The sequence below is a fragment of the Streptomyces sp. NPDC005483 genome (assembly GCF_040606035.1).
Classification (GTDB): domain Bacteria; phylum Actinomycetota; class Actinomycetes; order Streptomycetales; family Streptomycetaceae; genus Streptomyces.
This window is the reverse complement of the sequence record NZ_JBEXEA010000003.1, coordinates 537353-561791: the sequence shown is the minus strand read 5'-3', so window position 1 is coordinate 561791 and position 24439 is coordinate 537353. Positions and strand designations below refer to the sequence as shown.

19 protein-coding genes are annotated in these 24439 nt (G+C 72.3%); 9 read left to right on the top strand and 10 right to left on the bottom strand.

What is annotated here, in order from left to right; all coding sequences use genetic code 11:
- Window positions 1–199 precede the first annotated feature (199 nt).
- Window positions 200–4093, top strand: coding sequence for an XRE family transcriptional regulator (locus ABZT06_RS08975; protein ID WP_355737012.1), 3894 nt, complete (start codon window positions 200–202; stop codon window positions 4091–4093).
- Between the two features lie 106 nt (window positions 4094–4199).
- On the opposite strand, the gene ABZT06_RS08970 is transcribed toward ABZT06_RS08975, so the two are convergent.
- Both ABZT06_RS08970 and ABZT06_RS08965 read right to left on the bottom strand, forming a co-directional pair.
- Complete coding sequence (locus ABZT06_RS08970; protein WP_355737009.1) at window positions 4200–4655, bottom strand: hypothetical protein; 456 nt, start codon at window positions 4653–4655, stop codon at window positions 4200–4202.
- A gap of 118 nt (window positions 4656–4773) precedes the next feature.
- Window positions 4774–5691, bottom strand: a complete 918-nt coding sequence (locus tag ABZT06_RS08965) for a hypothetical protein (RefSeq protein WP_355737006.1) — start codon at window positions 5689–5691, stop codon at window positions 4774–4776.
- Between the two features lie 300 nt (window positions 5692–5991).
- Between ABZT06_RS08965 and ABZT06_RS08960 the strand changes: the two genes are divergently transcribed.
- A complete protein-coding gene (locus tag ABZT06_RS08960; protein WP_355737003.1) occupies window positions 5992–6657 on the top strand; it encodes a DinB family protein in 666 nt (221 codons plus the stop codon).
- Here ABZT06_RS08960 and ABZT06_RS08955 read toward each other — a convergent pair.
- The 5 genes from ABZT06_RS08955 to ABZT06_RS08935 all read right to left on the bottom strand — a co-directional run bounded on the left by ABZT06_RS08955 (window position 6636) and on the right by ABZT06_RS08935 (window position 12622).
- A complete protein-coding gene (locus tag ABZT06_RS08955; protein WP_355737000.1) occupies window positions 6636–8081 on the bottom strand; it encodes a glyceraldehyde-3-phosphate dehydrogenase in 1446 nt (481 codons plus the stop codon). The genes ABZT06_RS08960 and ABZT06_RS08955 overlap by 22 nt on opposite strands.
- Window positions 8082–8157: 76 nt before the next feature.
- Entirely contained in the window at window positions 8158–9387 is a 1230-nt protein-coding gene (locus tag ABZT06_RS08950; RefSeq protein WP_355736997.1) for a DegT/DnrJ/EryC1/StrS family aminotransferase, read from the bottom strand.
- Between the two features lie 88 nt (window positions 9388–9475).
- Entirely contained in the window at window positions 9476–10615 is a 1140-nt protein-coding gene (locus ABZT06_RS08945; protein ID WP_355736993.1) for a GNAT family N-acetyltransferase, read from the bottom strand.
- 160 nt (window positions 10616–10775) lie between these two features.
- Complete coding sequence (locus ABZT06_RS08940) at window positions 10776–11423, bottom strand: response regulator transcription factor (protein WP_355736991.1); 648 nt, start codon at window positions 11421–11423, stop codon at window positions 10776–10778.
- Complete coding sequence (locus tag ABZT06_RS08935; protein WP_355736989.1) at window positions 11420–12622, bottom strand: sensor histidine kinase; 1203 nt, start codon at window positions 12620–12622, stop codon at window positions 11420–11422. Before ABZT06_RS08935 ends, ABZT06_RS08940 begins: the two co-directional genes overlap by 4 nt.
- A gap of 160 nt (window positions 12623–12782) precedes the next feature.
- Between ABZT06_RS08935 and ABZT06_RS08930 the strand changes: the two genes are divergently transcribed.
- The 6 genes from ABZT06_RS08930 (at window position 12783) to ABZT06_RS08905 (ending at window position 18229) form a co-directional block, all read left to right on the top strand.
- Window positions 12783–13568, top strand: a complete 786-nt coding sequence (locus tag ABZT06_RS08930) for a class I SAM-dependent methyltransferase (RefSeq protein WP_355736986.1) — start codon at window positions 12783–12785, stop codon at window positions 13566–13568.
- A 383-nt stretch (window positions 13569–13951) separates the two neighbouring features.
- Window positions 13952–14569, top strand: coding sequence for a TOPRIM nucleotidyl transferase/hydrolase domain-containing protein (locus tag ABZT06_RS08925; RefSeq protein WP_355736983.1), 618 nt, complete (start codon window positions 13952–13954; stop codon window positions 14567–14569).
- A gap of 166 nt (window positions 14570–14735) precedes the next feature.
- Entirely contained in the window at window positions 14736–15848 is a 1113-nt protein-coding gene (locus tag ABZT06_RS08920; RefSeq protein ID WP_355736980.1) for a Gfo/Idh/MocA family oxidoreductase, read from the top strand.
- The gene (locus tag ABZT06_RS08915; RefSeq protein WP_355736977.1) at window positions 15845–16771 is read left to right on the top strand and encodes a PmoA family protein; all 927 of its coding nucleotides are present in this window, start codon (window positions 15845–15847) and stop codon (window positions 16769–16771) included. Before ABZT06_RS08920 ends, ABZT06_RS08915 begins: the two co-directional genes overlap by 4 nt.
- On the top strand, window positions 16765–17517 hold the full coding sequence (locus ABZT06_RS08910) for a cupin (protein WP_355737073.1): 753 nt from the start codon (window positions 16765–16767) through the stop codon (window positions 17515–17517). The genes ABZT06_RS08915 and ABZT06_RS08910 overlap by 7 nt, the downstream gene beginning before the upstream one ends.
- A gap of 73 nt (window positions 17518–17590) precedes the next feature.
- Entirely contained in the window at window positions 17591–18229 is a 639-nt protein-coding gene (locus tag ABZT06_RS08905) for a hypothetical protein (protein WP_355736974.1), read from the top strand.
- Window positions 18230–18240: 11 nt separating this feature from the next.
- On the opposite strand, the gene ABZT06_RS08900 is transcribed toward ABZT06_RS08905, so the two are convergent.
- A complete protein-coding gene (locus ABZT06_RS08900) occupies window positions 18241–20484 on the bottom strand; it encodes a heavy metal translocating P-type ATPase (protein WP_355736971.1) in 2244 nt (747 codons plus the stop codon).
- A gap of 159 nt (window positions 20485–20643) precedes the next feature.
- Between ABZT06_RS08900 and ABZT06_RS08895 the strand changes: the two genes are divergently transcribed.
- Window positions 20644–21609 (top strand): hypothetical protein, encoded by a 966-nt coding sequence (locus tag ABZT06_RS08895; RefSeq protein ID WP_355736968.1) that lies wholly within the window; start codon window positions 20644–20646, stop codon window positions 21607–21609.
- Window positions 21610–21612: 3 nt separating this feature from the next.
- Here the strand turns inward: ABZT06_RS08895 and ABZT06_RS08890 are convergent, their stop codons facing one another.
- Together ABZT06_RS08890 and ABZT06_RS08885 are read right to left on the bottom strand one after the other, a co-directional pair.
- Window positions 21613–22488: a PhzF family phenazine biosynthesis isomerase gene (locus ABZT06_RS08890; protein WP_355736966.1), complete on the bottom strand. Its 876-nt coding sequence runs from the start codon at window positions 22486–22488 to the stop codon at window positions 21613–21615.
- Window positions 22489–22547: 59 nt separating this feature from the next.
- On the bottom strand, window positions 22548–24344 hold the full coding sequence (locus ABZT06_RS08885) for a glycoside hydrolase family 15 protein (RefSeq protein ID WP_355737070.1): 1797 nt from the start codon (window positions 24342–24344) through the stop codon (window positions 22548–22550).
- Window positions 24345–24439: the final 95 nt, after the last annotated feature.

Sequence of the window (24439 nt, the reverse complement as noted above, 5' to 3'; positions counted from 1 at the left end):
GAGGCCGCGAGACCCTACCGCTGGACCTACGAAGGCACCCCACTGAAGACAACTTGATCAACACCCCTCCACGAACTTCTGCGGAGCGGCACTAGGCAGCGGCCTGCTCTCCGACTGGCGCGTAATGACTGTTTCCGGGCGACCCGCTCGGCCATGCTCCAGGAGACAGATGTGGGCCCTGTGCATGAGGGGGACTTGGGTGCCGCGCAGAGAGCGTCCGCTGGACGTGGGTGAGACTTCGTTACTCCATTTCGCCGCCGATCTGCGCCGACTGCGGCAGAAGGCGGGCAGCCCGACCTACCGGAACCTGGCCGAGCGGGCGCACTACTCGGCGGCGACACTTTCCGAGGCGGCCGCGGGGCGTCGACTGCCCACGCTGTCCGTCGCCCTGGCCTATGTCGAGGCGTGCGACGGCGACGTGCGCCAGTGGAAGCAGCGGTGGCAGGAGGTCGCGGCCGAGCTGGCCGCCGACAGCGAGGCGGAGGGGGCCGAGCGGGACGGACCGGCCGACGGCACCGGCGAGGTCGTACCGTACCGCGGGCTGGCGCCGTTCGAAGCGGAGGACGCCGACTGGTTCTTCGGACGGGAGCGACTGGTCGACGCGGTGACGGCCCAGCTCGAGGAGAGCCGGTTCGTCTCGGTGTTCGGCGCCTCGGGGTCGGGCAAGTCCTCCCTGCTGCGCGCGGGTGTCGTGCCGCGCTGGCAGGCGGCAGACGGCAAGCGGCGGACGGTGGTGATCGTGCCCGGCGCGCACCCGCTGCGGACCAGCGCGGCCGCTCTGGTCCCGTCTGCCGCGCGCCCGGCCGAGACCCAGCACGTCGACTCCGCCGCCGGCGACCAGGCCCTGCACCGGGCGGTGCGGCAAGCGCTGGCCGACCAGGGCGACGGAGCGGAGCTGCTGCTGGTCGTGGATCAGTTCGAGGAGGTCTTCACGCTGTGCCGGGAGGGCGACGAACGGTCCCGGTTCATCAGGGCGTTGGTCGCGGCCGCGCACGCCGAGGACAGCCGTTGCCGGGTGGTGCTGGGCGTACGTGCCGACTTCTACCCGCACTGCACCCGTCACCCGGAACTGTCGGAGGCGTGCGGGGGCGCCCAGGTCGCCGTGGGTCCGCTGACGACCGACGAACTGCGCCGGGCGATCACCGGCCCCGCCGTCCGTGCCGGGTGCACGCTGGAGGGAGCGCTCCTCGCGGAGCTGGTCGCCCACGCACACGACCGGGTGGGGGTCCTGCCTCTGCTGTCGCACGCCTTGCTGGAGACCTGGCGGCGCAGACGGGGCAACACGCTGACGTTGACGGGATTCCAGGCCGCGGGGGGAATCGAAGGTGCCCTGGCCCATACGGCCGAGAGCGTCTACACCGGCCTGACCGCGTCCGAACAACGGGTCGCCAAGGGGGTGTTCCTGCGCCTGTGCGCGCTGGGGGAGGGCACCGAGGACACCAAAAGGCGTATCACCCGGGACGAGGTGGACGGCATCGACCCCGACACCACGGTGACCCTGGAACGGCTCGCCGCCGCACGACTGCTGTCCCTGGACCAGGACAGCGTCGAGATCAGCCATGAGGCACTGATCCGCTGCTGGCCCCGCCTGCGCGACTGGCTCGCCCAGGACCGCGACAGCGTGCGGGTCCACCGCCTGCTCACCGAAGCCGCCCAGGCCTGGGCATCGGGCGGCCGGGACTCCGAGGTCCTGCTCCGCGGATCGCGCCTGGCCCTGGTCGCCGAGTGGTCCGCCGGTGCCGCGCGCGACATGAGCGCTCTGGAGCGCGCGTTCCTCGACGCCTCCCGGGCCGCCGACCTGGCCGAGCAGGCGGCCGCCCGACGGCGGGTGCGGCGCATGCGCCGTCTGATCGCGCTGCTCAGCCTTCTGCTCACCCTGACGAGCATCGCCACGGTCGTCGCCGTCCGAGCCCAGCACAGAGCCGACGAGCAACGGGACATCGCCACCTCCCAGCGGGTCGCCGAGCAGGTCCGGGCGCTGCGGTCGGCCGACCCCGCCCTGTCACTGCAGTTGTCGCTGGCCGCCTATCGGCTGTCGCCCACGGTCGAGGCCCGCAGCAGCCTGCTCAGCGCCTTCACCACCCCGTACGCCACCGAACTGGCCGGCCACCGGGGTGACGTGCCCGTCCTGTTCAGCCCCGACGGACGTCTCCTGGCCACCGGCCACGCCGGGGGAGTACGGCTGTGGGACGCCACCCGCCCGCGCCGGCCGCGGGCCGTCGGCACGGTACCCGTTGTCCAGGGCAGTCCCGTTCTCACGGGAGCCACGCGTGCCACGGCCTTCAGTCCGGACGGCCGTCTGCTCCTCGCCGGCGGTGGGCCCGGCGGCGACCCGAAGGCAGCGGACGGGGCCGTAACGGTGCAGCTCTGGGACATCACCGATCCCCGGCGTCCCCGGCGGCTGTCGACCCGTCACACCGGCGTCCCGCTCTCGGCGGCCTTCAGTCCGGACGGCCGCACCCTGGCGACCGTCGGACAGGACGGCGTCCTGCGCCTGTGGGCCCCCTCGCGGCGGCACGGTCTGCGGCCGATGACCGGTCCGCGTCCCGTGACCGGCGTGCCCGGAGAGCACGTCACGGGCGTCGGCGGTCTGACGTCCGTCGTCTTCAGCCCGGACGGCCGTACGCTGGCCGCCGGGAGCACCGACCGCACCGTCCGCCGGTGGGACGTCACCCGCCCTCGCCGTCCGCGGCCGTTGCCGCCGCTGCGAGGGCACCGTGGCGTGGTCACGTCCGTGGCCTTCAGTCCCGACGGTCGTACCCTGGCGGCCGGCGGCTGGGACCACACCGTACGTCTCTGGGCGGTCACCGACCGCCGGAGCGCTCCCCGGGCGGCCACCCTGAGGGGGCACACGGACAAGGTCTACGCGGTCGCCTTCAGCCCCGACGGCCACAGCCTCGCCTCGGGAGGTGTGGAAGGGGTGCGGCTGTGGACCCTGCACGGTGCCGGCCGCCCCTATCAGGCGGAGCACCTGACGGGGCACGACGGGGCGGTGACGTCCGTGGCGTTCGCTCCGGACGGCTCCACCCTGGTCTCCGGCAGCCAGGACGGCACCGCACGGCTGTGGGACCTGGCCACCGACACCCTTGCCGCGCACAGCAGTTCGGTCTACGGGGTGGCGGTCGCCCCCCGGGGCGGCGTGCTGGCGTCGGCCAGCTACGACGGCACCGTCCGCGTGTGGTCGACAGCGCGTCCACGCGCCGTACGCGAACTGGCCTCCCTCGCCGGGCACACGGCCGCGGTCAACGCGCTCGCCTTCACCGCGGACGGCGAGACCCTGATCTCCGGGAGCCTGGACGGCACGGCCCGCCTGTGGTCCGTGACCGATCCGCGTCGGCCCCGTTTCCTGGCCGCTCTCACGGCGCACGGCGCGGTCGACGCGGTCGCCATCAGTCCCGACGGCCGTGTGGCGGTGACCGCCGACGACGAGGGCGCCCGCCTGTGGAACATCACCGACCCGCACCGCCCGCGTTCCCGGGCGCTCCTGCCCGGCTCGGCGGAATCGCTGGCCTTCGCACCGGACGGTCGCAGCCTGGCCTGCGGAGGTGCGGACGGCGTCATCCGGCTGTGGGCGCTCACCTCGTCCCTGCCGTCGCGGAGCCTGGGCACGCTCCGGGGGCACACCCAGGTCGTCAAATCCCTCGCCTTCCGCGGCGACGGCCAGGTACTGGCCTCCGCGAGCGACGACCGCACGGCACGGTGGTGGCCTCTGGCCCACGGCCGGTTCCGGGGCCGGTCCACCGTCCTCACCGGCCACGCCGAACCCTTGCACGCGGTCGGCTTCAGCCCCGACGGCCGGACCCTGGCGACCGCGGGCAACGACGACACGGTGCGCCTGTGGAAAGTACCGGCAGGGCAGCGGGCGCCCGAGGAGTTCGCGACGCTGACCGGCCACACGGGAGACGTCAACGCCGTCGCCTTCTCGGCCGACGGTCGGATCCTGGCCACCGGCTCCAACGACCACACGGTGCGACTGTGGGACCCCGACCCCGAACGGGTCTCCGCCCGCGTGTGCCGGACCGCCCGCCCGCACCTCACCCGCGGTCAGTGGCACCAGCACTTCCCGGAGGCGTCCTACCGGCCGCCGTGCTGACCGCTGTTCGGCGGTGCGGGACGATCGCGGACGAGTTCGGGAGCACCTGCGAGGCGCTGCGGGCCGCCCGCGAAAAGCGGCCCGCAGACCTCGTCACGACCGTCGGCTACAGGTTCGTCCACTTGTGGGAGGAGATGTTGTCGTTGATCGACTCGCCCGCCCCGGTGCCCGTGCCCGCGTCGAAGGTGTACGGCGCGAGGTCGGAAATCGCGACTCCGTTGTAGACGCCGCGTCGCGCGCCGCCGTAGCCCGTGCCCCAGTACACCCAGACGTCGTCCAGGCTGCCGGGGTACCCGTTGTTCCACAGGGAGGAGATCACGTTGCGGCAGGCTCCCCAGTTCGTGGAGTTGCCCACGTAGCCCGTGCAGTAGTTGTTGTAGCCGGGGTCGCGGTACAGGTGGAGGTAACCGTCGGCCTGGACGCCCGCGGGCACGGTCGGGGCGGCTGACGCGGACGTGGTCCGGGAGGTGCCGGGGGCCGCGTGGGCGGTGACGGCGGGAAGGAGCCCGGTGCCCAGGGCGACGAGGGCCGTCCCGAGGACGAGCGAGCGTGATACGCGCATGGCAGTGCCTTTCACGGGTTGTGTGAAGCGGCCGTGAGGTACGGCCGTTCTCGGTTTCTCGGTTTCTCCGTGCGGGTGGTGCGGGTGGTGCGTTCTCTGTTCGCCCCGCCCCGACGGGTCAGCGCGTGTCGTCGATGACCTGGTCGGCACGGGGAAGGGCTCCCCACTGAAGCCGCTGTGCGGCGTCCAGCTCGGAGCGGTACTGGTGGCGAAGCCGGATCGCGTACGTCCGGTCCAACGCGTGTGCCGTACGGGCCAGGCCGCTGTCGGCGGCACAGCTGGCCTCGGCGACGGCGAGGCGGATCTCCTGCCCCTGTGCGAGCGCGGGTTCGCCCGGGCCCGGCAGCGCCTGCTCTCGCAACTGAGCGGGACCGGCGTAGGGATGGCCGGCGGCGCGCATACAACGAGCCCACTGCTTGACGGCCCGCCCGAAGGCCGGGTCGGCCATGACGCGCTTGTGGCGTATCTCCGGGAGCGAGTCCTGCGTCACCTCGGCCTGGAACCAGGCCGCCAGATCGCCGTAGAGGACGCGGTCCGCCTCCGACTGACAGCCTTCGGCGCTGCGTCGCAGCACCATGCCGTCGAGCGTGCGAGCGGTGACGCCGTTCGGGTGGCGACCGTTGGCCGCGCGCAACGCCTGTGCCCGGCGTTGCGGGGGCAGGGAGCGGAAGTACCGCTGGTTGACGTCCTTCTCGCGCATCCGGCTCAGCTCGCGCTGGATGTCGCTGCCGTAGCCGTGTTTCCGGGCCCAGGCGACATCGTCCACCACATAGGGGAACTCCCTGGCCTCCGGCACGGGATTCCGCGGCACAGGGCGGTACTCGAAGCCGTGTTCCCGCATACAGGTGCGCAGCAAGAGCTGTTCCGCCCGGTACAGCCGGTTCTCCTCCTGAGCCGTGAGGGGCCGTACGGCAGCGCCGGCGGGCTTTCCGGCGTCCGGCGGCCGTTGTTCCGCCGTGGCGATCACGGCGCCCGCGGCCACACAGCCGAGCGCCACCGCGAGGAGCGTCCCCCGTTTCACCCGCCGCCTTGTCACGACCACCCCGCCCCCTTTCAGGCGGGCCCCGGTCGGTGCCCGCCCACCAAGGGATAGCGGTCTTGGTTGTTCGACGTCGGCCCGAGCGGGCTGAACAAACAGACTCTGAACAAGACTTCCGGCTGCGGGGCCCCTGACCTGGTCCTGAACCCGGCCGCGCCGGTCGGTGACCGGATGTCCTCCGTCGGCGCCCCGGCCGGGTGGGAGCCGGCCGGGAGCCGAGGGGCGGGAGAAAAAGCAGGAGCGGGGCGCCCCCGTGCCGTGCCAGCCTGGCGGACCGGACGACCCAGGGGAGCACCGATGACCGCAGGACCGCGCCTCACCCCGCTGCTGGACCAGTTCGACTGGTCCTGCGAGCGTCTGGCCGGCCGGCTCGCCGGGCCGGTCATGGACAGTGGCGACGGCTCACGGACCCCGGTCGGGGCGATGACCGACGACGAGTACCTCTGGGAGCCGGTGCCGGACTGCTGGTCGGTCCGGCGGCGTACGGACGGGCCCGGGGCGCGGGCGACCTTCCTGGCCGGGACCGGGGACTGGGGCCGGGACGCCGCGCCCCACCCGCACCCCGTGCCGCCGCCGTTCACGACCCTCGCGTGGCGCCTGAGCCATCTCAGCGAGATGCTCCTGCTGCGCGCCGACCACACGGCGGGCACCCACAGCCTCACCCGCGACGACCACCGCGTCAGCGGCACCGCCGCCGACGCGATCGCCGCCTTCGACGCGGCCGCCGACGCCTGGCGCACCGCGTTGCGCGGCACCGACGACGCCGACCTCGACATCGTCGGCCGCTGCACCTATCCGCACGGCAGCGACCCCGAGGAGCCGTTCCTGGACGTCGTGTGGTGGGTCAACCAGGAAGTCCTGCACCACGGCGCCGAGATCGCCCTGCTGCGCGACCTGTACCGGGAACGGCGCCGCCGGCCGGCCCCTGCGGGAGGCCGGGATCAGACCGCGGGCGCCGGATAGGTCGGGTACTCCACGCCGGTCACGTGCTGGACGACCCGGACCACCTGGCAGGAGTAGCCGAACTCGTTGTCGTACCAGAGGTAGAGGATCGCGTTGTCCCCGTCGACCTTGGTGGCGCCGGCGTCGACGATCGAGGAGTGGCGCGAGCCGATGAAGTCGCTGGAGACCGCGTCGGGCGCCGTGGTGAAGTCGATCTGGCGCTTGAGCGGGGAGGTCAGCGAGACGTCACGGAGGTGGTCGAGGACCTCCTCGCGTGTGGTCTCACGGCCCAGGCGCAGGCTCAGGATCGCGATGGAGACGTCCGGCACCGGCACCCGGATCGAGCTGCCGGTTATCGGCGCCTTGAGGTCGGGCAGCGCCTTGGCGACGGCGGAGGCGGCGCCGGTCTCCGTGATGACCATGTTGAGCGGCGCGGAGCGGCCCCGGCGGTCGGCCTTGTGGTAGTTGTCCAGCAGGTTCTGGTCGTTGGTGAACGAGTGGACCGTCTCCACGTGGCCGCGCAGCACCCCGTACTCGTCGGCCATCGCCTTCAGCGGCGGCACGATCGCGTTGGTGGTGCAGGACGCGCAGGACAGGATCTGCTCGTCCGGCTTGATCGTGTCGTGGTTGACGCCGTGCACGATGTTGGGGACGTCGCCCTTGCCGGGCGCGGTCAGCACGACCTTGTCGATGCCGGGGCGCAGGTGCTGGGAGAGGCCCTCGCGGTCGCGCCACTTGCCGGTGTTGTCGATGAGGATGGCGTTCTTGATGCCGTACGCCGTGTAGTCGACCTCGGAGGGGTCGTTCGCGTAGATCACCTTGATGGTGTTGCCGTTGGCGATGATCGCGCTCTCGGCCTCGTCGACGGTGATCGTGCCCTGGAACTGGCCGTGGATGGAGTCCCGGCGCAGCAGCGAGGCCCGCTTGACGATGTCCTGGTCGCCGCCCCCGCGGACCACGATCGCGCGCAGCCGCAGACCGTTGCCGGAGCCGGCCTTCTCGATCAGCAGCCGGGCCACCAGGCGGCCGATGCGGCCGAACCCGTAGAGGACGACGTCCCGCGGCTCACGGCGGTCGATCTTGTCGCCGCCCGTCGCGCCGGCCACGGCCTCGGCGGTGAACTCGGCCACCGACAGGCCCCGGTCGTCGGCCTTGTAGATCTCGGCCAGCCGGCCGATGTCGATCTGCGAGGGGCCGATGTCCAGCGTGGTGAGGGCCTGGACGAAGGGCAGGGTGTCGGTGACGGAGAGCTCCTCGCCGGCGATCTGCCGGGCGAACCGATGGGTCTTGAGGATGCTGACCACCGACTTGTTCACCAGGGAACGGCTGTGGAGCAGAACCGTTACGTCACGCTCCCGGTGCAGCCTCCCGATCATCGGGATCATCGATTCCGCGATCTCCTCGCGGTTCTTCCAGTCGGTGAACGAGTCGTCCTTGACAGTCACAGAATTCTCTTTCGAGCTAGGCGGCGCTCATATGCTAACCCCCTCATGTTTTGATCGATCGCATGGGTGTCACAGCTCACTGGCCCAGCAGCCGGGGCGGTGTGGCGTCCGGGACCGGCCGCAGCAGCGCGGGGTGCGCGTCGGCCACCCGCTCCTTCGTGAACGCGGCCACGATCCGGCGGGCCAGCAGGGGATCGGCCGGGAGTGCGTGCGCGGCGAACCAGCGAGCGGGCTCCGGATCGGGCGAGGGTTCGACGAACTCCGCGCCCGCGTAGTCGTCCAGCGGCGGGTCGTAGAGGTAGCCGCAGACCACGTCGTGCCGCACCAGCCGCCGCACGAGGGCGTCGCGGTCGTGGACCAGGAGCGGCACCCGGAACAACGGCAGGGGGCCGTCGTGCGCCGTCCGGTCGCGCAGCGCCGGCGAGGCCCACGGGGTGCCCGCCAGCAGGGCGACCCCGGCCCTGCGCCGGGCCAGGTCCTCGTCGAGCCGGGCCATCCGCAGGCTGAGCTGGCCGCGGACCAGCGAGCCATGCCGGGAACGGTAGCCGTGCAGATCGACACGGACCCACCGCTCGTAGGCGGTCAGGCTCGGGGCCTCCCGGGCGGAGGCGGCGAGGCGCGGCGCGTCCAGGGTCATCCGGAACGCGTCGCGCTCCATCAGCCCGAGCCGCTCCATGGTCCGCCACACCGGGCGCACCAGATGGAGCGACCGGACGGCGGACCGGGCCAGCGGGCGCAGGGTCGTGGTCAGGTCCTCGCGCAGCCGCCCGGGGGTCAGGAGATCGTCCCGCAGCAGCTCCAGCTCCCGGCGCGTGCGCGCGTCCTCGACGGCGAGGAAGCCGCCCGCCATCCCGGCCACGTGCTTGGACAGGCTGAACGCCGCCGCCTTCCCGAAGGTCCCGACCGGCTGCCCGTCCACATGGCTGCCGATCGCGTGCGCCGCGTCCTCGAACAACGGAATCCCCAACTGCGCGCAGCGACGCCCCAGTTCGAGAGCCCGGTCGGGCAAGCCGTACAGGTTGGTCGTCAGGACCGCGTCCACGTCGCGCCAGGTGGACTCCGGTACCGCGGCCGCATCGATGTTGCCGTCCCACACGGACACCGGGGCCATCACGGGGCGCAGCCCGGCCGCGAGGACCACGAACAGGATCACGTCGTCGTTCACCGGTGACATCAGCACCCGCGCGCCCGGCCGGCACCAGCGCCGGAGAGCCAGGTACAGGGCCAGCCGGGCCGAGGGTGTGTAGACGCACTCGCGTCCCAGTCGTCGGGTCATCGTCGCGGTTAGCCGCGAGCCGTACGGCATCGGCACCCCTTGTCTCGCCGGGCAATCAAGAGCGGTGGAAGAGGACACGCGTCGGCGTCCCCCACGGGAACCGGGGGACGGGCTCGCGTCAGCTCGCCAGCGGTCCCGCGCTGTCGGAGTCCGAGCGGTGCCGGGACGTGCGCAGGGTACCGACCGTCTTCAGGAGGCGGTCGGCCGGTTCGCGCAGAGCCGGATGGGCGTTGACCGTGTTGCGCAGTCCCCGCACCGGGCGGCGCCACAGACGGTGGGCCGTCGCGACCGGATGCGGACGCGTGGCGAATCCTTCCGCCACCCGCAGCTCACGGGTCTTGAGCCAGTCCTTCCACTCCTTGTCACCACGCCCCATGTCCATCAGCCGGGCCCCGCGCCGGCCCGCCGCCTCGGCCATCCGCAGATGCATGATCAGGCCGGGGGAGTAGTAGCGCAGTTCGGGGTCGTACGCGGTGAACCAAGGGGCGAACACCGTGCGCGAGGTCGGCCCGAAGTGAGCGGCCACCGGCCGGTCACCGGCGTACACAACCGAGAGGACCCCGGTGAAGTGCTCCTCGCGGACCTGGAAGAGGTCCTCCACCAGGTTCACGATCCACGGCCGCGCGAACCGGTCCATCCGGCCCGTCCTGCGGTACTGGGCGGACTTCCACCGCATCAGCGTGCGCAGCGGTCCCGGGTCGCGCTCGTCGAACACGAACCGCATCTCACCCAGGTCGCGTGTGAGCCGGCGCTCCTTCTTGAGGGTCGTCTTGGCGATCCCCGGATACGCGCCCCGCAGCCACTCCGGGTAACTGTCGCTGCCGACCTTCAGATCGATCACCGGGGACGCGAACGTCCCCGTGACATAAGGGGCGAAGGGTCTCTGCTCCTCGACGAGGTGGTCGAACTCGAACACCGAGAGCCGGCACGCCTTCAGCAGGGCCCGGGTGTCCCAGGTGACCCCGGGTCGGTGCACGAGACCCTGGCAGTCGGACAGTCCGAGCCCGATGGCCCGGCCGACGCCGAAGGAACCCTGTTCGTACGGGAGGAAGCCCACAGCCTCGCCGCGCTGGTGCAGGACCGCCACCCGGGCGCCGCCGCGGTGCCTGCCGATGCCGGCCGCGAACTCCGGTGCCAGGAACGGGTTGGCGTAGTCGGGCGTCTCGTCCATCGCCCGGTGCCAGGCCTCGCGGAGCGAGGTGCCGAGCTCGTCGGGTCTGTGGATCGTTATGTCCGTTTCACTGCTCATGGATCGCATGGGCGATCGATCCCCCCAATTCCCCCCACGACGCGGCGTCCGCGTCCCGCCGATCGAAGTGTCGGCAAGGATCAAACGTCGCCAAACAGTACGCATGCTGTCAAGGGTGCCTGCCGTAACGGAAGAGTGCGGATCGGACGCTCCTGGTTCCCGTCGGCGGTCACGGCAGCAGCCGTCGTTCCTTGGCGACGGCCACCGCGCCCGCCCGGGTCTCGACGCCCAACTTGCCGTAGATCCGCCCCAGGTGGGTCTTGACCGTCGCCTCGCTGATGAACAGGGCCCGGGCGATCTCCCGGTTGCCGAGGCCACGGGCGAGTTGCGCGAGGATCTCCTGCTCGCGGACGGACAGGGCGGGGCGTGGACTGCGCAGCCGGGTCAGCAGCCGGTCGGCCACCGGGGCGGACAGCGTGCTGCGGCCCGACGCCGCGTCACGGATGGCCGAGAACAACTCCTCGGGCTGTTCCGCCTTGAGGAGATATCCGGTGGCGCCCGCCTCGATGGCACGGGTGATGTCGGCGTCGGTGTCGAACATGGTGAGCACCAGCACCCGCGGGACCCGCTCGCCTCCCTCCGTCAACCGCCGGGTGGCGGTCACCCCGTCCATGCCACCGTCGAGTTGCAGATCCATCAGTACGACGTCGGGGTGCAGGTGGGCCGCCATGGCGAGCGCCTCCTCGCCGGTCGCGGCCTCCCCGACCACGTCGATGCCCTTCGCGCTGGAGAGCAGGGCCCGCAGCCCGGCGCGTACGACGGCATGGTCGTCGCAGAGCAGGAGCCGGACGGGCGAGGAGGGCGGCGACGTGTTCACAGGGCGGGCTCCTTGACGACGAGCGGGACGGCGGCCGACACCACGGTGCCCTCTCCCGGCGTGGATTCCACGGTGAGCGTGCCACCCACCTGGCGGGCCCGGATCCGCATCGCGGGAAGCCCATGCCCCCGCGTCGGCGACTCGGGCCCCGGGGACCCGGCCTCCTCGAACCCCCGCCCGTTGTCGGCGACGTCCAGCGAGACCTGCTCGTCCAGCCAGGTCAGCGTGAGCGCGGCCCGGGTCGCCGCTGCATGCTCCCGTACGTTGGCCAGCGCGCCCTGGGCGATCCGCAGCAGCGCCGCCGCGACCCGCTCCGGCAGCGGCCCCGGCTCCCCGTCCAGCCGGAACTGCACGGTCAGTCCCGAACCGCTCGCACGCCGGGCGAGTTCGCCGAGGGCCTCGGCGAGGGAACGCTCCGCGAGATCGGCCGGGGCCAGGTCGTGCACGAAACGGCGGGCCTCGGTGAGGCCGCGCGAGGTGCTCTCCGCAGCCGCCCGCACATGCTCCCGGGCCGCGCCCTGGTCGGTCCCCCACACCCGCTCGGCGGCCTGGAGCAGCATCCGCTGACTGGACAGCTCTTGCGCGAGGGTGTCGTGGATCTCCGAGGACAGCCGCTGCCGCTCCGCCAGGACCCCGGCCCGCCGCTCGGTGGCGGCGAGTTCGTGCCGGGTGCGCACCAGGTCGGCGATCAGCACGCGCTGCCGGGCGCCCTGCCGTTGCAGATGTACGAGTACGGCGGTGGCGACCGCTGCGACGGCCGGCGGGGCCACGACCATGTTCGGGTTGAGCGGCCCGTCGGCCACACGTATCTCCGAGAGCACGACCAGCGCGGTGAGCACGGCCGCCGCCGGTACCGCGATCCTCGGCGGCAGCGCGTGCAGTCCCGCGAACAGCAGGGGCATCACACACCAGGTGGCGCTCGGCGCGAGCACGAGCAGGACGACCCAGACGGCGGTGACCGAGCCCAGCCACACCAGATGACGCCGGGTGGGCGGCAGGCCCGGGCGGGGCGGCGGGGCCAGCAGATGCCCGAGGACGTACAGCAGGCAGAAGAAGGCGAACAGCGCCACCACCCAGCCGGTGCGCGCCCCGCCCTGGTCGCGGCTCAGGAAGCGGGCGAACGACGAGCACAGCAGCAGGAAGAACGCGCCGTGCACGATCGCGCCCAGCCAGCGCTCGTCCGGATCGGTGTGGTTCATGGTCCGTGTCTAACGTGCCGGACCCGGCACCGCATCAACCGATCGGCTGACATGGCGGTCACCCGAACCTCCCCGGGGCGAGAGCCCGTTGACCGAGCCGGACCCCCGGCCTGCGCACCGAGGCTTGGCAGCAGAGCGAAGACCTCCGAAAGGCCTCCCGATGCCCGCCAAGAACCTCACCGCCAACCGCGCCGCACTCGGCCACCGAGTCGGCTACGCCCTGCGCCACCCCGACCGCGTGCCCCGCCATGTGGCCCGCGCCGCCCGTGACCTGTGGCTGCGCCGCAGGCACCCGGACCACATCTCCTACTACCGCGCCGTGATGCGCTCGGACACCCGCACCGCCCCGGACGCCGCTGTGGGCAGCCGCAGCCGGGAGCGCTGGCTGGCGCTCGGGGCGATGCAGTTCGACTACCTGCTCGGCCACGGTCTGCGTCCCGAGCACCGCATGCTGGAGATCGGCTGCGGCAACCTGCGCGGCGGCTGGCGCTTCATCCGCCATCTGGAGCCGGGCCACTACTACGGGATCGACATCTCGCCCGACATCCTCTTCGCCGCGCAGGACACGCTCGCCGAGATGTCCCTCCAGAAGCGGCTGCCGAACCTGACCCCGGTCCGTGACCTGACCCTGCGCTTCCTGCCGGACGCCCACTTCGACGTCGTCCACGCGCACAGCGTCTTCTCGCACTCGCCCCTGCCGGTGATCGACGAGTGCCTGGCCCACGTCGGCCGCGTGCTCGCCCCGGGCGGCTGGTTCGACTTCACCTTCGACCGCACCGAGGGCGAGGAACACCAGGTGCTCCGCGAGGACTTCTACTACCGCGCCGAGACGCTCGTGGCCCTGGCCGAGGGGCACGGGCTGCGCGCCCGGTTCATGGACGACTGGGAGGAACTCTCGCACGGCCAGTCCAAGATCAGGGTGACGCACCAGGAGACGGTCCGGTGAGTCCGGGGTGTGTGGTGGGAAAGGGCACCGACTCGTGCCATGGCCGGCATAGGTGTTCAGGGACGCGCTCACGGCGGCCGGCTGAGGAGCGCAGGTTCCGCACGGCCGGTCCAAGCTCCGGGTGACGCACGGGGAGGCGAGCCGGTGAGACCGGTGCCCGATACGGCCGCGGCCGGGGCGCCGACGGACGGCTGAGACGTCCGTGGAAGGCAAGGACACGAACGAGGCGCGCACGCTCGTCCCTGGGCCGAGGCCCGCGGGACGCTGAAGGACTTCAAGAGAGACCCGGAACGTTCGCGCGCGGCCTCTCGTCATGGATGTACCACCGGCCCCCCGGCGGAAAATGCCTACCGCCGGGGCCGGTGAGGGCACAGACTCGTCCCATGGCTGACATGGGGGAGTTCCGGGACGCGGTCACGGCGTGGGCGGCCGGCGGCCCCGGCGAGCCGGCACAGGAACTGGCCGCGCGGCTGTCCGTCCGGACCGTCGTCCTGCTCGAAGGGCCGAGCGACGTGGCCGCGGTCGACGCGCTGGCCGCGAGCCGGGGCCGCGATCTGGCCGCCGAGGGGATCTGCGTCCTGGCGATGGGCGGGGCGATGAGCGTCGGCCGCTTCGCCGGCCTGCTCGGCCCGGCGGGCCTGGGCCTGCGCCTGACGGGACTGTGCGACGAGCGGGAACAGCCGTTCTACGCCCGGGGCTGGGAGCGGGCCGGCGCGGCACCGGACGGGTACTTCGTCTGCGCGGCGGACCTGGAGGATGAACTCATCCGCGCGCTGGGTGTGCCCCGGGTGAAGGAACTCGTGCGGGAGGAGGGCGACCTGCGGCCCCTCCAGACCTTCCTGTCCCAGCCCGCCCAGCGGGGCCGCACCGCTCAGCTGCAGTTGCGGCGCTTCTTCGGCACGAGGTCGGGCCGCAAGATCCACTACGGCCGCGTCCTCGTCGAGGCCCTCGCCCCCGGCCGGGTGCCCGGGCCGCTGGACGACCTGTTCGCCACCCTCTGACCGGGGGTTTCTCGCACACACGGAGCGCGGGAAGGCGGCCGTGTTCACCGATATCACCGCCCGGGGTCTTGTTAGGACAATCGCCGGGATCTAGGGTCGTCCCCGGGAGAGCAAGCGCTTTCCCCGCACGTCAGCGTCCCCTTGCCGGACGTCCGAGGAGGACCGTATGTCCCGTCCAGCCCGCCGCCGCGTAGCCGTGGTCGGCACCGGCGCCATCGTCAGCGGAAGCCATCTGTCCGCGCTCAGGGCCCACGCCGAGCGCACGGAACTGGTCGCCGCCGTCGACGTGGACCAGGGCAGACTCGACGCCTTCCGCGAGCTCGCGGGCGGCGAGGTCGCCGGGTACACCTCGGTCGACGAGATGCTGGACGCCGTACGCCCCGACCTCGTCCTCATCGGCACCCCGCCCTCGCTGCACCGCGAGCAGACGGTGGCCGCCCTCAAGGCCGGCGCCTGGGTGCTGTGCGAGAAGCCGCTGACGCTGTCGCTCGCCGAGTACGACGAGATCGCCGCGGCCGAGGAGGCCTCCGGCGCCTACGCCTCCGTCGTCTTCCAGCACCGCTACGGCTCCGGCGCCGTCCACGCGCGCGAGCTCATCACCAGCGGCGAGCTGGGCGCCCCCCGGGTCGCGCACTGCCAGACCACCTGGCACCGGGACGCCGCCTACTACGCTGTACCGTGGCGCGGCACCTGGGCCAGTGAGGGCGGCGGCCCGACCATGGGGCACGGCATCCACCAGTACGACCTGCTCCTGCACCTGCTCGGCCCCTGGGCGGAGATCCGCGCCATGGCGGCCCGGCTGGTCCACGACACCGAGAGCGAGGACGTCTCCACCGCCCTCGTCCGGTTCGAGAACGGCGCCCTCGCCACCGTCGTCAACAGCGTGCTCTCACCCGACGAGGTGAGCCGCATCCGCATCGACTGCGCCGACGCGACCGTCGAACTCACCCACCTGTACGGCCACCGCAACGAGGACTGGACCTACGTCCCCGCCCCGCACGTGGCCGCCGATCGCGTCGACGCCTGGCGCAGGCCGGCCGCCGACGTGCCCAGCTCGCACGCGGCCCAGCTCGGCGCACTCCTCGACGCGTACGACAACGGTGTCAGGCCTCCCGGCAGCGGCGCCGATGCGCGTGCCACCCTCGAGTTCGCCGCCGCGCTCTACAAGTCGGCGTTCACGGGGCAACCCGTGCTCGCGGGCGAGGTCGCGCCGGGCGACCCGTTCTACCCGGCCATGCACGGCGACCACCCCCACTGGGCCCCCAAGGAGCGCGCATGAGCATCCGCGTCAGCCACGTCCACGGCGAGCACATCGCCGTCGAGGCGGCGAACGGCACGGAGATCCTCCGCTACGTCTACCGACCCGACCCCGAGGCCTTCGAGGCCAAGAAGCCCTACGCCCACCCGGTGCGCACCCTCGGCGGCCGCACGGTGACCGGCTACCGGCCCAACGACCACCGCTGGCACAAGGGCCTGCAGATGACGGCGAGCCATCTGTCGGGGCAGAACTTCTGGGGCGGCAACTGCTATGTCCACGGCCAGGGTTATCTGCCCCTGCCGGAGCGCGTCGGCTCCATGCGGCACGACGGCTTCACCGCGTTCACGGCCTCCGAGGCCCGGCTGGACGTCACCGAGGCGCTGACCTGGGTGGAGAACGGCGGTGAGGAGTGGGCGCGTGAGGAGCGTGGCCTGGCCGTCCACTCGGTCGACGAGACCGCCGGCTCCTGGGCGCTCGACTGGTCGATCCGGCTGACCAACCTGCGCGCCGAGCCCCTCGCCTTCGGTTCCCCCACCACCGCGGGCCGTGAGATGGCCGGCTACACCGGACTCCAGTGGCGCGGCCCCCGCGACTTCACCGGCGGCGCGGTCTTCGCCCCGGACACCGACGGAGACGCGGACAAGCTGATGGGCAGCCAGAGTCCGTGGCTCGCCTTCACCACCGAGCACGACGATGTGGACGCCCACTCCACGCTCGTCTTCGCGCACGCCCCCGAGAACCTCGACCCGGGGACCGCGATCCACGAGTCGCACTGGTTCGTGCGCTCCGAGCCGTTCCCGACGGTCGCGTTCTCCTGGGCGTTCTTCGAGGAGTTCGAGCTGCCGCCGGGGGAGTCCTTCGCGTACCGCTACCGGCTGGTCGTCGCCGACGGCGCCTGGGACGGGGCACGTGTCTCCTCGTGTCTGGAAGGCCTGCCCTGGTGAAGCCGGGCCTTCCCCACCCGCTGCCGGGCGCCGTGGGCCTGTCACACCTGAGCGCCTACGACTGGGAGGCCGTCGACGGCGTGTGCGGCGGCAGCCCGCATCTGCACCTGGTGTGCACGGAGGCGTACGTCGTCACCGGGGGCCTCGGCGCGGTGCAGACGCTGAGCCCCGACGGCTACCGGGAGATCCCCCTGGAGGCCGGCTCGATCGCCTGGTTCACGCCCGGCACCGTGCACCGCATGGTCCAGGGCGGTGATCTCCGCATCACCGTGCTGATGCAGAACAGCGGCCTGCCGGAGGCCGGGGACGCCGTCTTCACCTTCCCGCCGGAGGTGCTCGCCGACCCCGCGCGGTACGCCGCCGAGGCCCGGCTCCCGCCCGGAACCGGCCCGGAGACGGCGGCCGCCGCCCGGCGCCGCAGGGACCTCGCCGTCGAGGGCTACCTCGTGCTGCGCGAGGCCCTGGCCGACGGTGACAACGGCCCGTATCGGGCGTTCCAGCGGGCCGCCGCCGGTCTGGTACGGGGCAAGGTGCCCCACTGGCGCGAGCTGTGGGAGGCCGGTGCCCTGGCCACCGCCGAGCGCACCGGCGCCCAGCTCGACGCGCTGGCGTCCGGCGAGCCGTCGTATCTGGACGACGCGACCGTGCACGAGGCCGCGCCGACCCGGCTCGGCGGCTTCGGGATGTGCGGACGCCGGGACGAGTACAACCTGCCGGGGACGACACTGCCGTACCACGGCGAGTAACACCGCTTGTTTTGGGGGGAGTTCCGCGTACAGGCGCCGTTCTCGGGTTGCGACGCCTACGCAGAAGTCCGCCGTGCAGTCTGCGGGCGGCGACGCACCCGGCGTGATGCAGCAGCAGGCCGTCCTGCACACCTCCGACATTGTTCCCGGGCTGCTCGCCACCGGCCGCGTGGACGACAGCCAGTACGCGATCCGGCAGGGCCACGGCACCGAGACCGTCGTCTACGACGTCAAGACGTGGGAGGACTCCGGAGCAACCGGCCACCGCGCGGGGCGGTACTTCGCGGTCCTGCGGCGACGGCTGCAGGCCGGTGACCTCGCGACGGGCGCGGTGGCTCAGACCGGTGCGCTGCTGTTCCTGGCGGACCTGGCGGACCTGGCGGACCTGGCGCCGGCCGGTGCGCGGTTGTCGGGGGCGCCGCTGTTCGCAGTGGTGGCCGCCGGCATCGGTACGGTCGCCTTGGTGGTGGGCCTGCGGGCCTGCGCGCGTCCCGAGTCGCTCACCGACTGGCCGACCGCCGTGCGCGAGGCCGTGCGGGACGTCGGAGGGAGCACCCAGGTGCTGCTCGCCGTGGCCACGGCGGCGCTGTGCGCCTGGATGCTGGTGCCGCCGGGGTTCCTGGTCCCCGGGCCGCCGGCGCGGGCGCTGACCGCGGTTCATGTCCGGCCGGCCGCCATGTCCGGAAGCCAGGGTGCCCGGGGCGCAGGGTGACGCCGGCGGTGTCAGCGGACCGCCTTGAAGGAGCGCAGCCGCAGCGAGTTGCCGACCACGAACACCGACGAGAACGCCATCGCCGCCCCGGCCAGCATCGGGTTGAGCAGTCCGGCCGCGGCGAGCGGCAGCGCGGCCACGTTGTAGGCGAAGGCCCAGAAGAGGTTGGACCGGATCGTGCCGAGGGTGCGGCGGGCGAGCCGGATGGCGTCCGCCGCGGAGCGCAGGTCGCCCCGGACGAGGGTCAGGTCGCCCGCCTCGATCGCGGCGTCCGTGCCGGTGCCCATCGCCAGGCCCAGGTCGGCCTGGGCCAGCGCGGCCGCGTCGTTGACGCCGTCGCCGACCATCGCGACCGAACGGCCCTCCGCCTGAAGCCGCTTGACGACGTCGACCTTGTCCTGCGGCAGCACCTCGGCGATCACCTGCTCGGGATCGATACCGACCTCGCGGGCCACGGACGCGGCCACGGCCCGGTTGTCGCCGGTCAGCAGGATGGGGGTGAGGCCGAGCGCGCGCAGGCGGGCGACGGCCTCACGGCTGCTGTCCTTGACCGCGTCGGCGACTTCGAGCACGGCCCGCGCCTCGCCGTCCCAGGCGACCGCGATGACGGTACGGCCGGCCGACTCGGCGGCGGCCTTCTCGAGCCGGAGCTCCTCGGGCAGCTCCATCGCCCAGTCGGCGAGCAGGCGCTCCCGGCCGACGAGGACGGCGTGGCCGTCGACGATGCCTTGCACGCCGAGCCCGGGAACGTTCGCGAAGTCCTCGGGGGTGGGCAGTGACCCCAGCTTTTCCAGCGCCCCGTCGGCCACCGCCCGCGCGACCGGATGCTCCGACGCGTGCTCCAAGGCACCCGCCAGCCGCAGGACTTCGGCCTCGTCGGTGCCGTCGGCCGCGTGCACGGCCAGCAGGGTCATCCGGCCGGTGGTGACGGTGCCGGTCTTGTCCAGGACGACGGTGTCGACCCTGCGCGTGGACTCCAGGACCTCAGGACCCTTGATGAGGATGCCGAGTTGCGCGCCGCGCCCGGTGCCGACCAGCAGCGCGGTCGGCGTGGCGAGTCCCAGGGCGCACGGGCAGGCGATGATCAGTACGGCGACCGCGGCGGTGAACGCGGCGGCCGTACCGGCGCCGTTGCCGAGCCAGAAGCCCAGGGTGCCCAGGGCCAGGGCGATCACGACCGGGACGAACACGCCGGAGATCCGGTCCGCCAGCCGCTGTGCGGCCGCCTTGCCGTTCTGCGCGTCCTCCACCAGCTTGGCCATCCTGGCCAGTTGGGTGTCCGCGCCGACCCGGGTCGCCTCGACGACGAGCCGTCCGCCCGCGTTGAGGGTGGCGCCGGTGACGGCCTCACCGGGGGTGACCTCCACCGGCACGGACTCGCCGGTGAGCATCGAGGCGTCCACGGCGGAGGAGCCCTCGACGACGGTCCCGTCGGTGGCGATCTTCTCGCCGGGGCGGACGAGGAAGCGGTCGCCCACCTTCAACTCCGTGACGGGGACGGTCTGTTCGTGACCGTCCGGGTGCAGCACGGTCACGTCCTTCGCGCCCAGCTCCAGCAGCGCCTTCAGGGCCGCGCCCGCCTTGCGCTTGGAGCGTGCCTCGAAGTACCGCCCGGCCAGGATGAACGCGGTGACCCCGGCAGCGGCCTCCAGATACAGGTTCCCGGTGCCGTCACCGCGGGCGATCGTCAGCTCGAAGGGGTGCTTCATGCCCGGCGTGCCCGCGGACCCCAGGAACAGCGCCCACAGCGACCAGCCGAAGGCGGCCGTCGTACCGACCGAGATCAGCGTGTCCATGGTGGCCGCGCCGTGCCGGGCGTTGGTGAACGCCGCCTTGTGGAAGGGCCATCCCGCGTAGGTCACCACGGGTCCCGCCAGTGCCAGTGACAGCCACTGCCAGTACTCGAACTGCAGCGCAGGCACCATCGCCATCGCGACCACGGGTACCGCCAGCACCACGGCGGTCACCAACCGCTCACGCAGGGACCGTAGTTCGTCGGATGCCACTTCGTCCGGGGCGGCCGGCTCGGGAGGTGCCGGTTCCTGGGCCGTGTACCCGGTCTTCTCGACGGTCGCTATGAGTTCCTGGACCGAGACGCCGGCGGGGTGGATGACCCTCGCCTTCTCGGTGGCGTAGTTGACGGTGGCGCTGACCCCGTCCATCCGGTTGAGCTTCTTCTCGATGCGCGCCGCGCACGAGGCACAGGTCATCCCGCCGATGGCGAGTTCGGTCTCGGCCGCTGCGGTAGTGGTCATCGATGCTCCTCATGAATACCAGGTGGGGGTATCTTGGTGCGTGCCTCCTGTATACCCCCGGTAGGTATCCGGGGCAAGCGGTCGAGCGGGTTGACTTGATACCCCCTAGGGGTATGGTGAAGTGCATCGGGAACCCCTGCCGAGCTGAAGGAGCCGGTCATGCACGCTGGACTGAAGATCACCGCGTTCGCCGCCGCGCTGGCCGCGACGTTCGGCACCGCCTACGGCGTGGGCCAGGGCATCGGACCGGTCGCCGACGACGAGCCGCCCGCCCGCCACGACGCGCACACGGACGGCGGCGACTCAGGGCGCTCGGAACCCGCAGGGCACTCGGGATACGAGTCGCCCCCGGCCGGCGGGCTCCAGATCTCCGAGAACGGCTACACCCTCGACCTGCGGACCCCGCACGTCACAGCGGGCCGCACCGCCGACCTCCGCTTCGCCATCAGGGGCGACGACGGCCGCGCGGTCACCGCCTTCCGTCGGGAGCACGACAAGGAACTCCACTTGATCGTCGCCTCGCGCGACCTGAACACCTACCGTCATCTGCACCCCACCCGGGCCGCCGACGGAACCTGGAGCATCCCCGTGTCCCTGCCCCGAGCGGGCGGCTACCGGGTCTTCGCCGACTTCACCCCTGAGACGAAGGGCGCCGAGAACGTCACCCTCGGCGCGGATCTGGCCGTGTCGGGCAGCTACGCACCGCAGAACCTTCCGGCGCCGAACACCACCGCCGCCACCGACGGCTACGAGGTGAAGCTCGGCGGAGCACTGCGTCCCGGCGCCGCCCGCGCACTGAAGCTGACGGTCTCCCGGGGCGGCAGGCCGGTCACCGACCTCCAGCCCTACCTCGGCGCCTACGGCCACCTGGTCGCCCTGCGCTCCGGCGACCTCGCCTATCTCCACGTCCACCCGAACGGCGAGCCCGGCGACGGCACCACCACCGCCGGCCCGGACATCTCCTTCACGGCCACGGCGCCCAGCAGTGGCACCTACCGGCTCTTCCTCGACTTCAAGCACGAGGGCAAGGTGCACACCGCCGCGTTCACGGTCCGGGCGGGCGGAGCGGTCGCCGCGCCCGCGGACGAGGCTCCCCACGAGTCGTCCGGCGAGCACGGCCACTGAACCTCAGCCGATACGCGCGCCCGCGCCCCCGACCCGGACGCGCGCGTCGCCCGCGCGCAGGGTCACCGTGAGCTCGCCGGGGCGGCCCAGGTCCTCCCCCTGGCGCAGGGTGAGGACGGCGTCCTCGGGAACCAGGCCGAGATCACGGGCGTACGCGCCGAACGCCGCGGCCGCCGCACCGGTCGCCGGGTCCTCGACGACACCGCCGACGGGGAAGGGGTCACGGACGTGGAACACGGTCGACGACTCCCGCCACACCAACTGGACCGTGGTCAGGTCCAGTCGGTGCATCAGGGCTTCGAGGCGCGCGAAGTCGTACGCCAGCTCCGCGAGGCGCGCGCGAGTCGCCGCCGCCAGGACGAGGTGGCGGGCGCCCGCGAACGCGATCCGGGGCGGGAACGCCGGGTCGAGATCAGCGGCAGGCCAGTCGAGCGCGGCCAGCGCCTCCGTGAGGTCGGCGTCGGAGATCTCCTCGACACGCGGTTCGACGCTGGTGAGCGTGGCCCTGACCGTCCCGTCCTGCTCGGCCACCGACACCGGCACGGTCCCGGCAGGAGTCGCGAACACCAGCTCTCCGGGGCCGATCCGCTCCGCCAGCGCGACGGCGGTCGCGACGGTGGCGTGCCCGCAGAACGGCACCTCGGCCTTCGGGCTGAAGTAACGGATGCTGAACGTCCGTCCCTCCGGCCCCGCCAGCCCCTCGGGGGGCGCGGTCAGGAACGCGGACTCCGAGTACCCGAGCTCGGCGGCGATGGCCAGCATGTCGCCGTCGTCCAGGGTGGAGGCGTCCAGTACGACGCCGGCGGGGTTGCCGCCCTCGGGACTGCTGGAGAAGGCGGTGTATCGCAGGACCTCGGGGCGCGGCGCGTTCGTCGTCATGCTGGCGGCAACGCGGGCCCGCGCGACGTCTATTCCGGGCCTCGTCGAGCGGCGGGTCCTCAGCCGAGGGCCCGGTCCAGGTTGAACGCCGCGCTGATCAGGGCGAGATGGGTGAACGCCTGCGGGAAGTTGCCCTGTTGCTCGCCCGTGTTGCTGATCTCCTCGGCGTACAGGCCCAGATGGTTGGCGTAGGTGAGCATCTTCTCGAAGGCCAGGCGTGCCTCGTCGATCCGTCCGGCGTGCACCATCGCCTCGACGTACCAGAACGAGCAGATCGAGAAGGTGCCCTCGTCGCCGCGCAGTCCGTCGGGGCTCGCCGCCGGGTCGTAGCGGTAGACGAGTGAGTCCGACACCAGCTCCTCGGTGAGCGCGTCCAGCGTGGACAGCCACTTGGGGTCGGTCGGCGCGATGAACTTGGTCAGCGGCATCATCAGGACGGCCGCGTCCAGCACATCGCCGTCCTCGTGCTGCACGAACGCCTGCCGGGTCTCCGACCAGCCGCGGTCCATGATCCGCCGGTAGATCGCGTCCCGGCACTCCCGCCAGCGGTTCAGGTCGGCGGGCAGCCCGCGCCGGTTGGCCATCCGGATCGCCCGCTCGATCGCCACCCAGCACATCAGCCGCGAGTACAGGAAGTTCTTCCGGCCGCCGCGAGTCTCCCAGATGCCCTCGTCGGGCTGGTCCCAGTGCGCGCACACCCACTCCACGAGCGTGCACACGTCGTCCCACTGGCCGCTGGAGATGGGCTTGGCCCACTTGTCGTAGAGGTAGATCGAGTCGATCAGCGCACCGTAGATGTCGAGTTGCAGCTGGTCGGCGGCCGCGTTGCCGACCCGGACCGGCGCGGAGCCCTGATGCCCTTCCAGGTACGGGAGTTCACGTTCCGTCAGATCGGTGCGGCCGTCGATGCCGTACATGATCTGAAGGGGCCCCGAGGGGCCGTGGCCTTCCGGGCTGACGTGACGGATGAGGAAGTCCATGAACTGCTCGGCCTCGCTGGTGAAGCCGAGGCGCAGCAGGGCGTACACGCAGAAGGCGGCGTCGCGCACCCACACGTACCGGTAGTCCCAGTTGCGCTCGCCGCCGAGCTGCTCGGGCAGGCTCGTGGTCGGCGCGGCCACGATGGCGCCGGTGGGCGCGTAGGTGAGCAGCTTGAGGGTGAGGGCGGAGCGGTGCACCATCTCCCGCCAGCGGCCCCGGTACTTGGAGGCGGACAGCCAGCGCCGCCAGTAGGCGACCGTGCTGTTGAACTGCTCCTCGGCCTCGGTGCGCGCGCACCGGCGCGGGCTCACCTCGCCGCCGACCTGGTCCAGGGCGAAGACCGCCGACTCGCCCTCGGAGAGCTTGAAGTCGACGCGCACGTCCGCCCCTTCGGTCTCCAGCGGCACGGTCGAGGTCAGGCCCAGCGACAGCTTGGGCGACTCGAAGACCGCGACGTCCCCGACCATGCGGAGGGTGTGCGGCTGGGCGCCGTAGTCGAAACGCGGCGCCACGCGCGTGCGGAACGGGATCGAACCGCGCACGCACACCACCCGCCGGATCAGCCGATGCCGCTCGGTCTCCACCGCGTCACCGTCGACCGGCATGAAGTCCTGGACCTCGCCCACGCCGTCCTCGGTGTAGAAGCGGGTGATCAGGACGTTGGTGTCGGGGAAGTAGAACTGCTTGGTCCGGGCCGGCACGGTCGCCGCCAGCTCGAAGCACCCGCCGCGCTCCGCGTCCAGGATCGACGCGAAGACGCTCGGCGCGTCGAAGGACGGGCAGCAGTACCAGTCGATCGTGCCGTCGGTCCCGACCAGCGCCACACTGCGCAGGTCTCCGATCAGACCGTGCTCGGCGATCGGCAGGTAGCCCATGTGTTCCCTGGCTGATCCGCTCATCGCAGCCTCCTGCCGATCAGCCTAGGCAGGTTCGGCCACAGGTGTCAGGGGAACGGCCCTCACACCGGCTC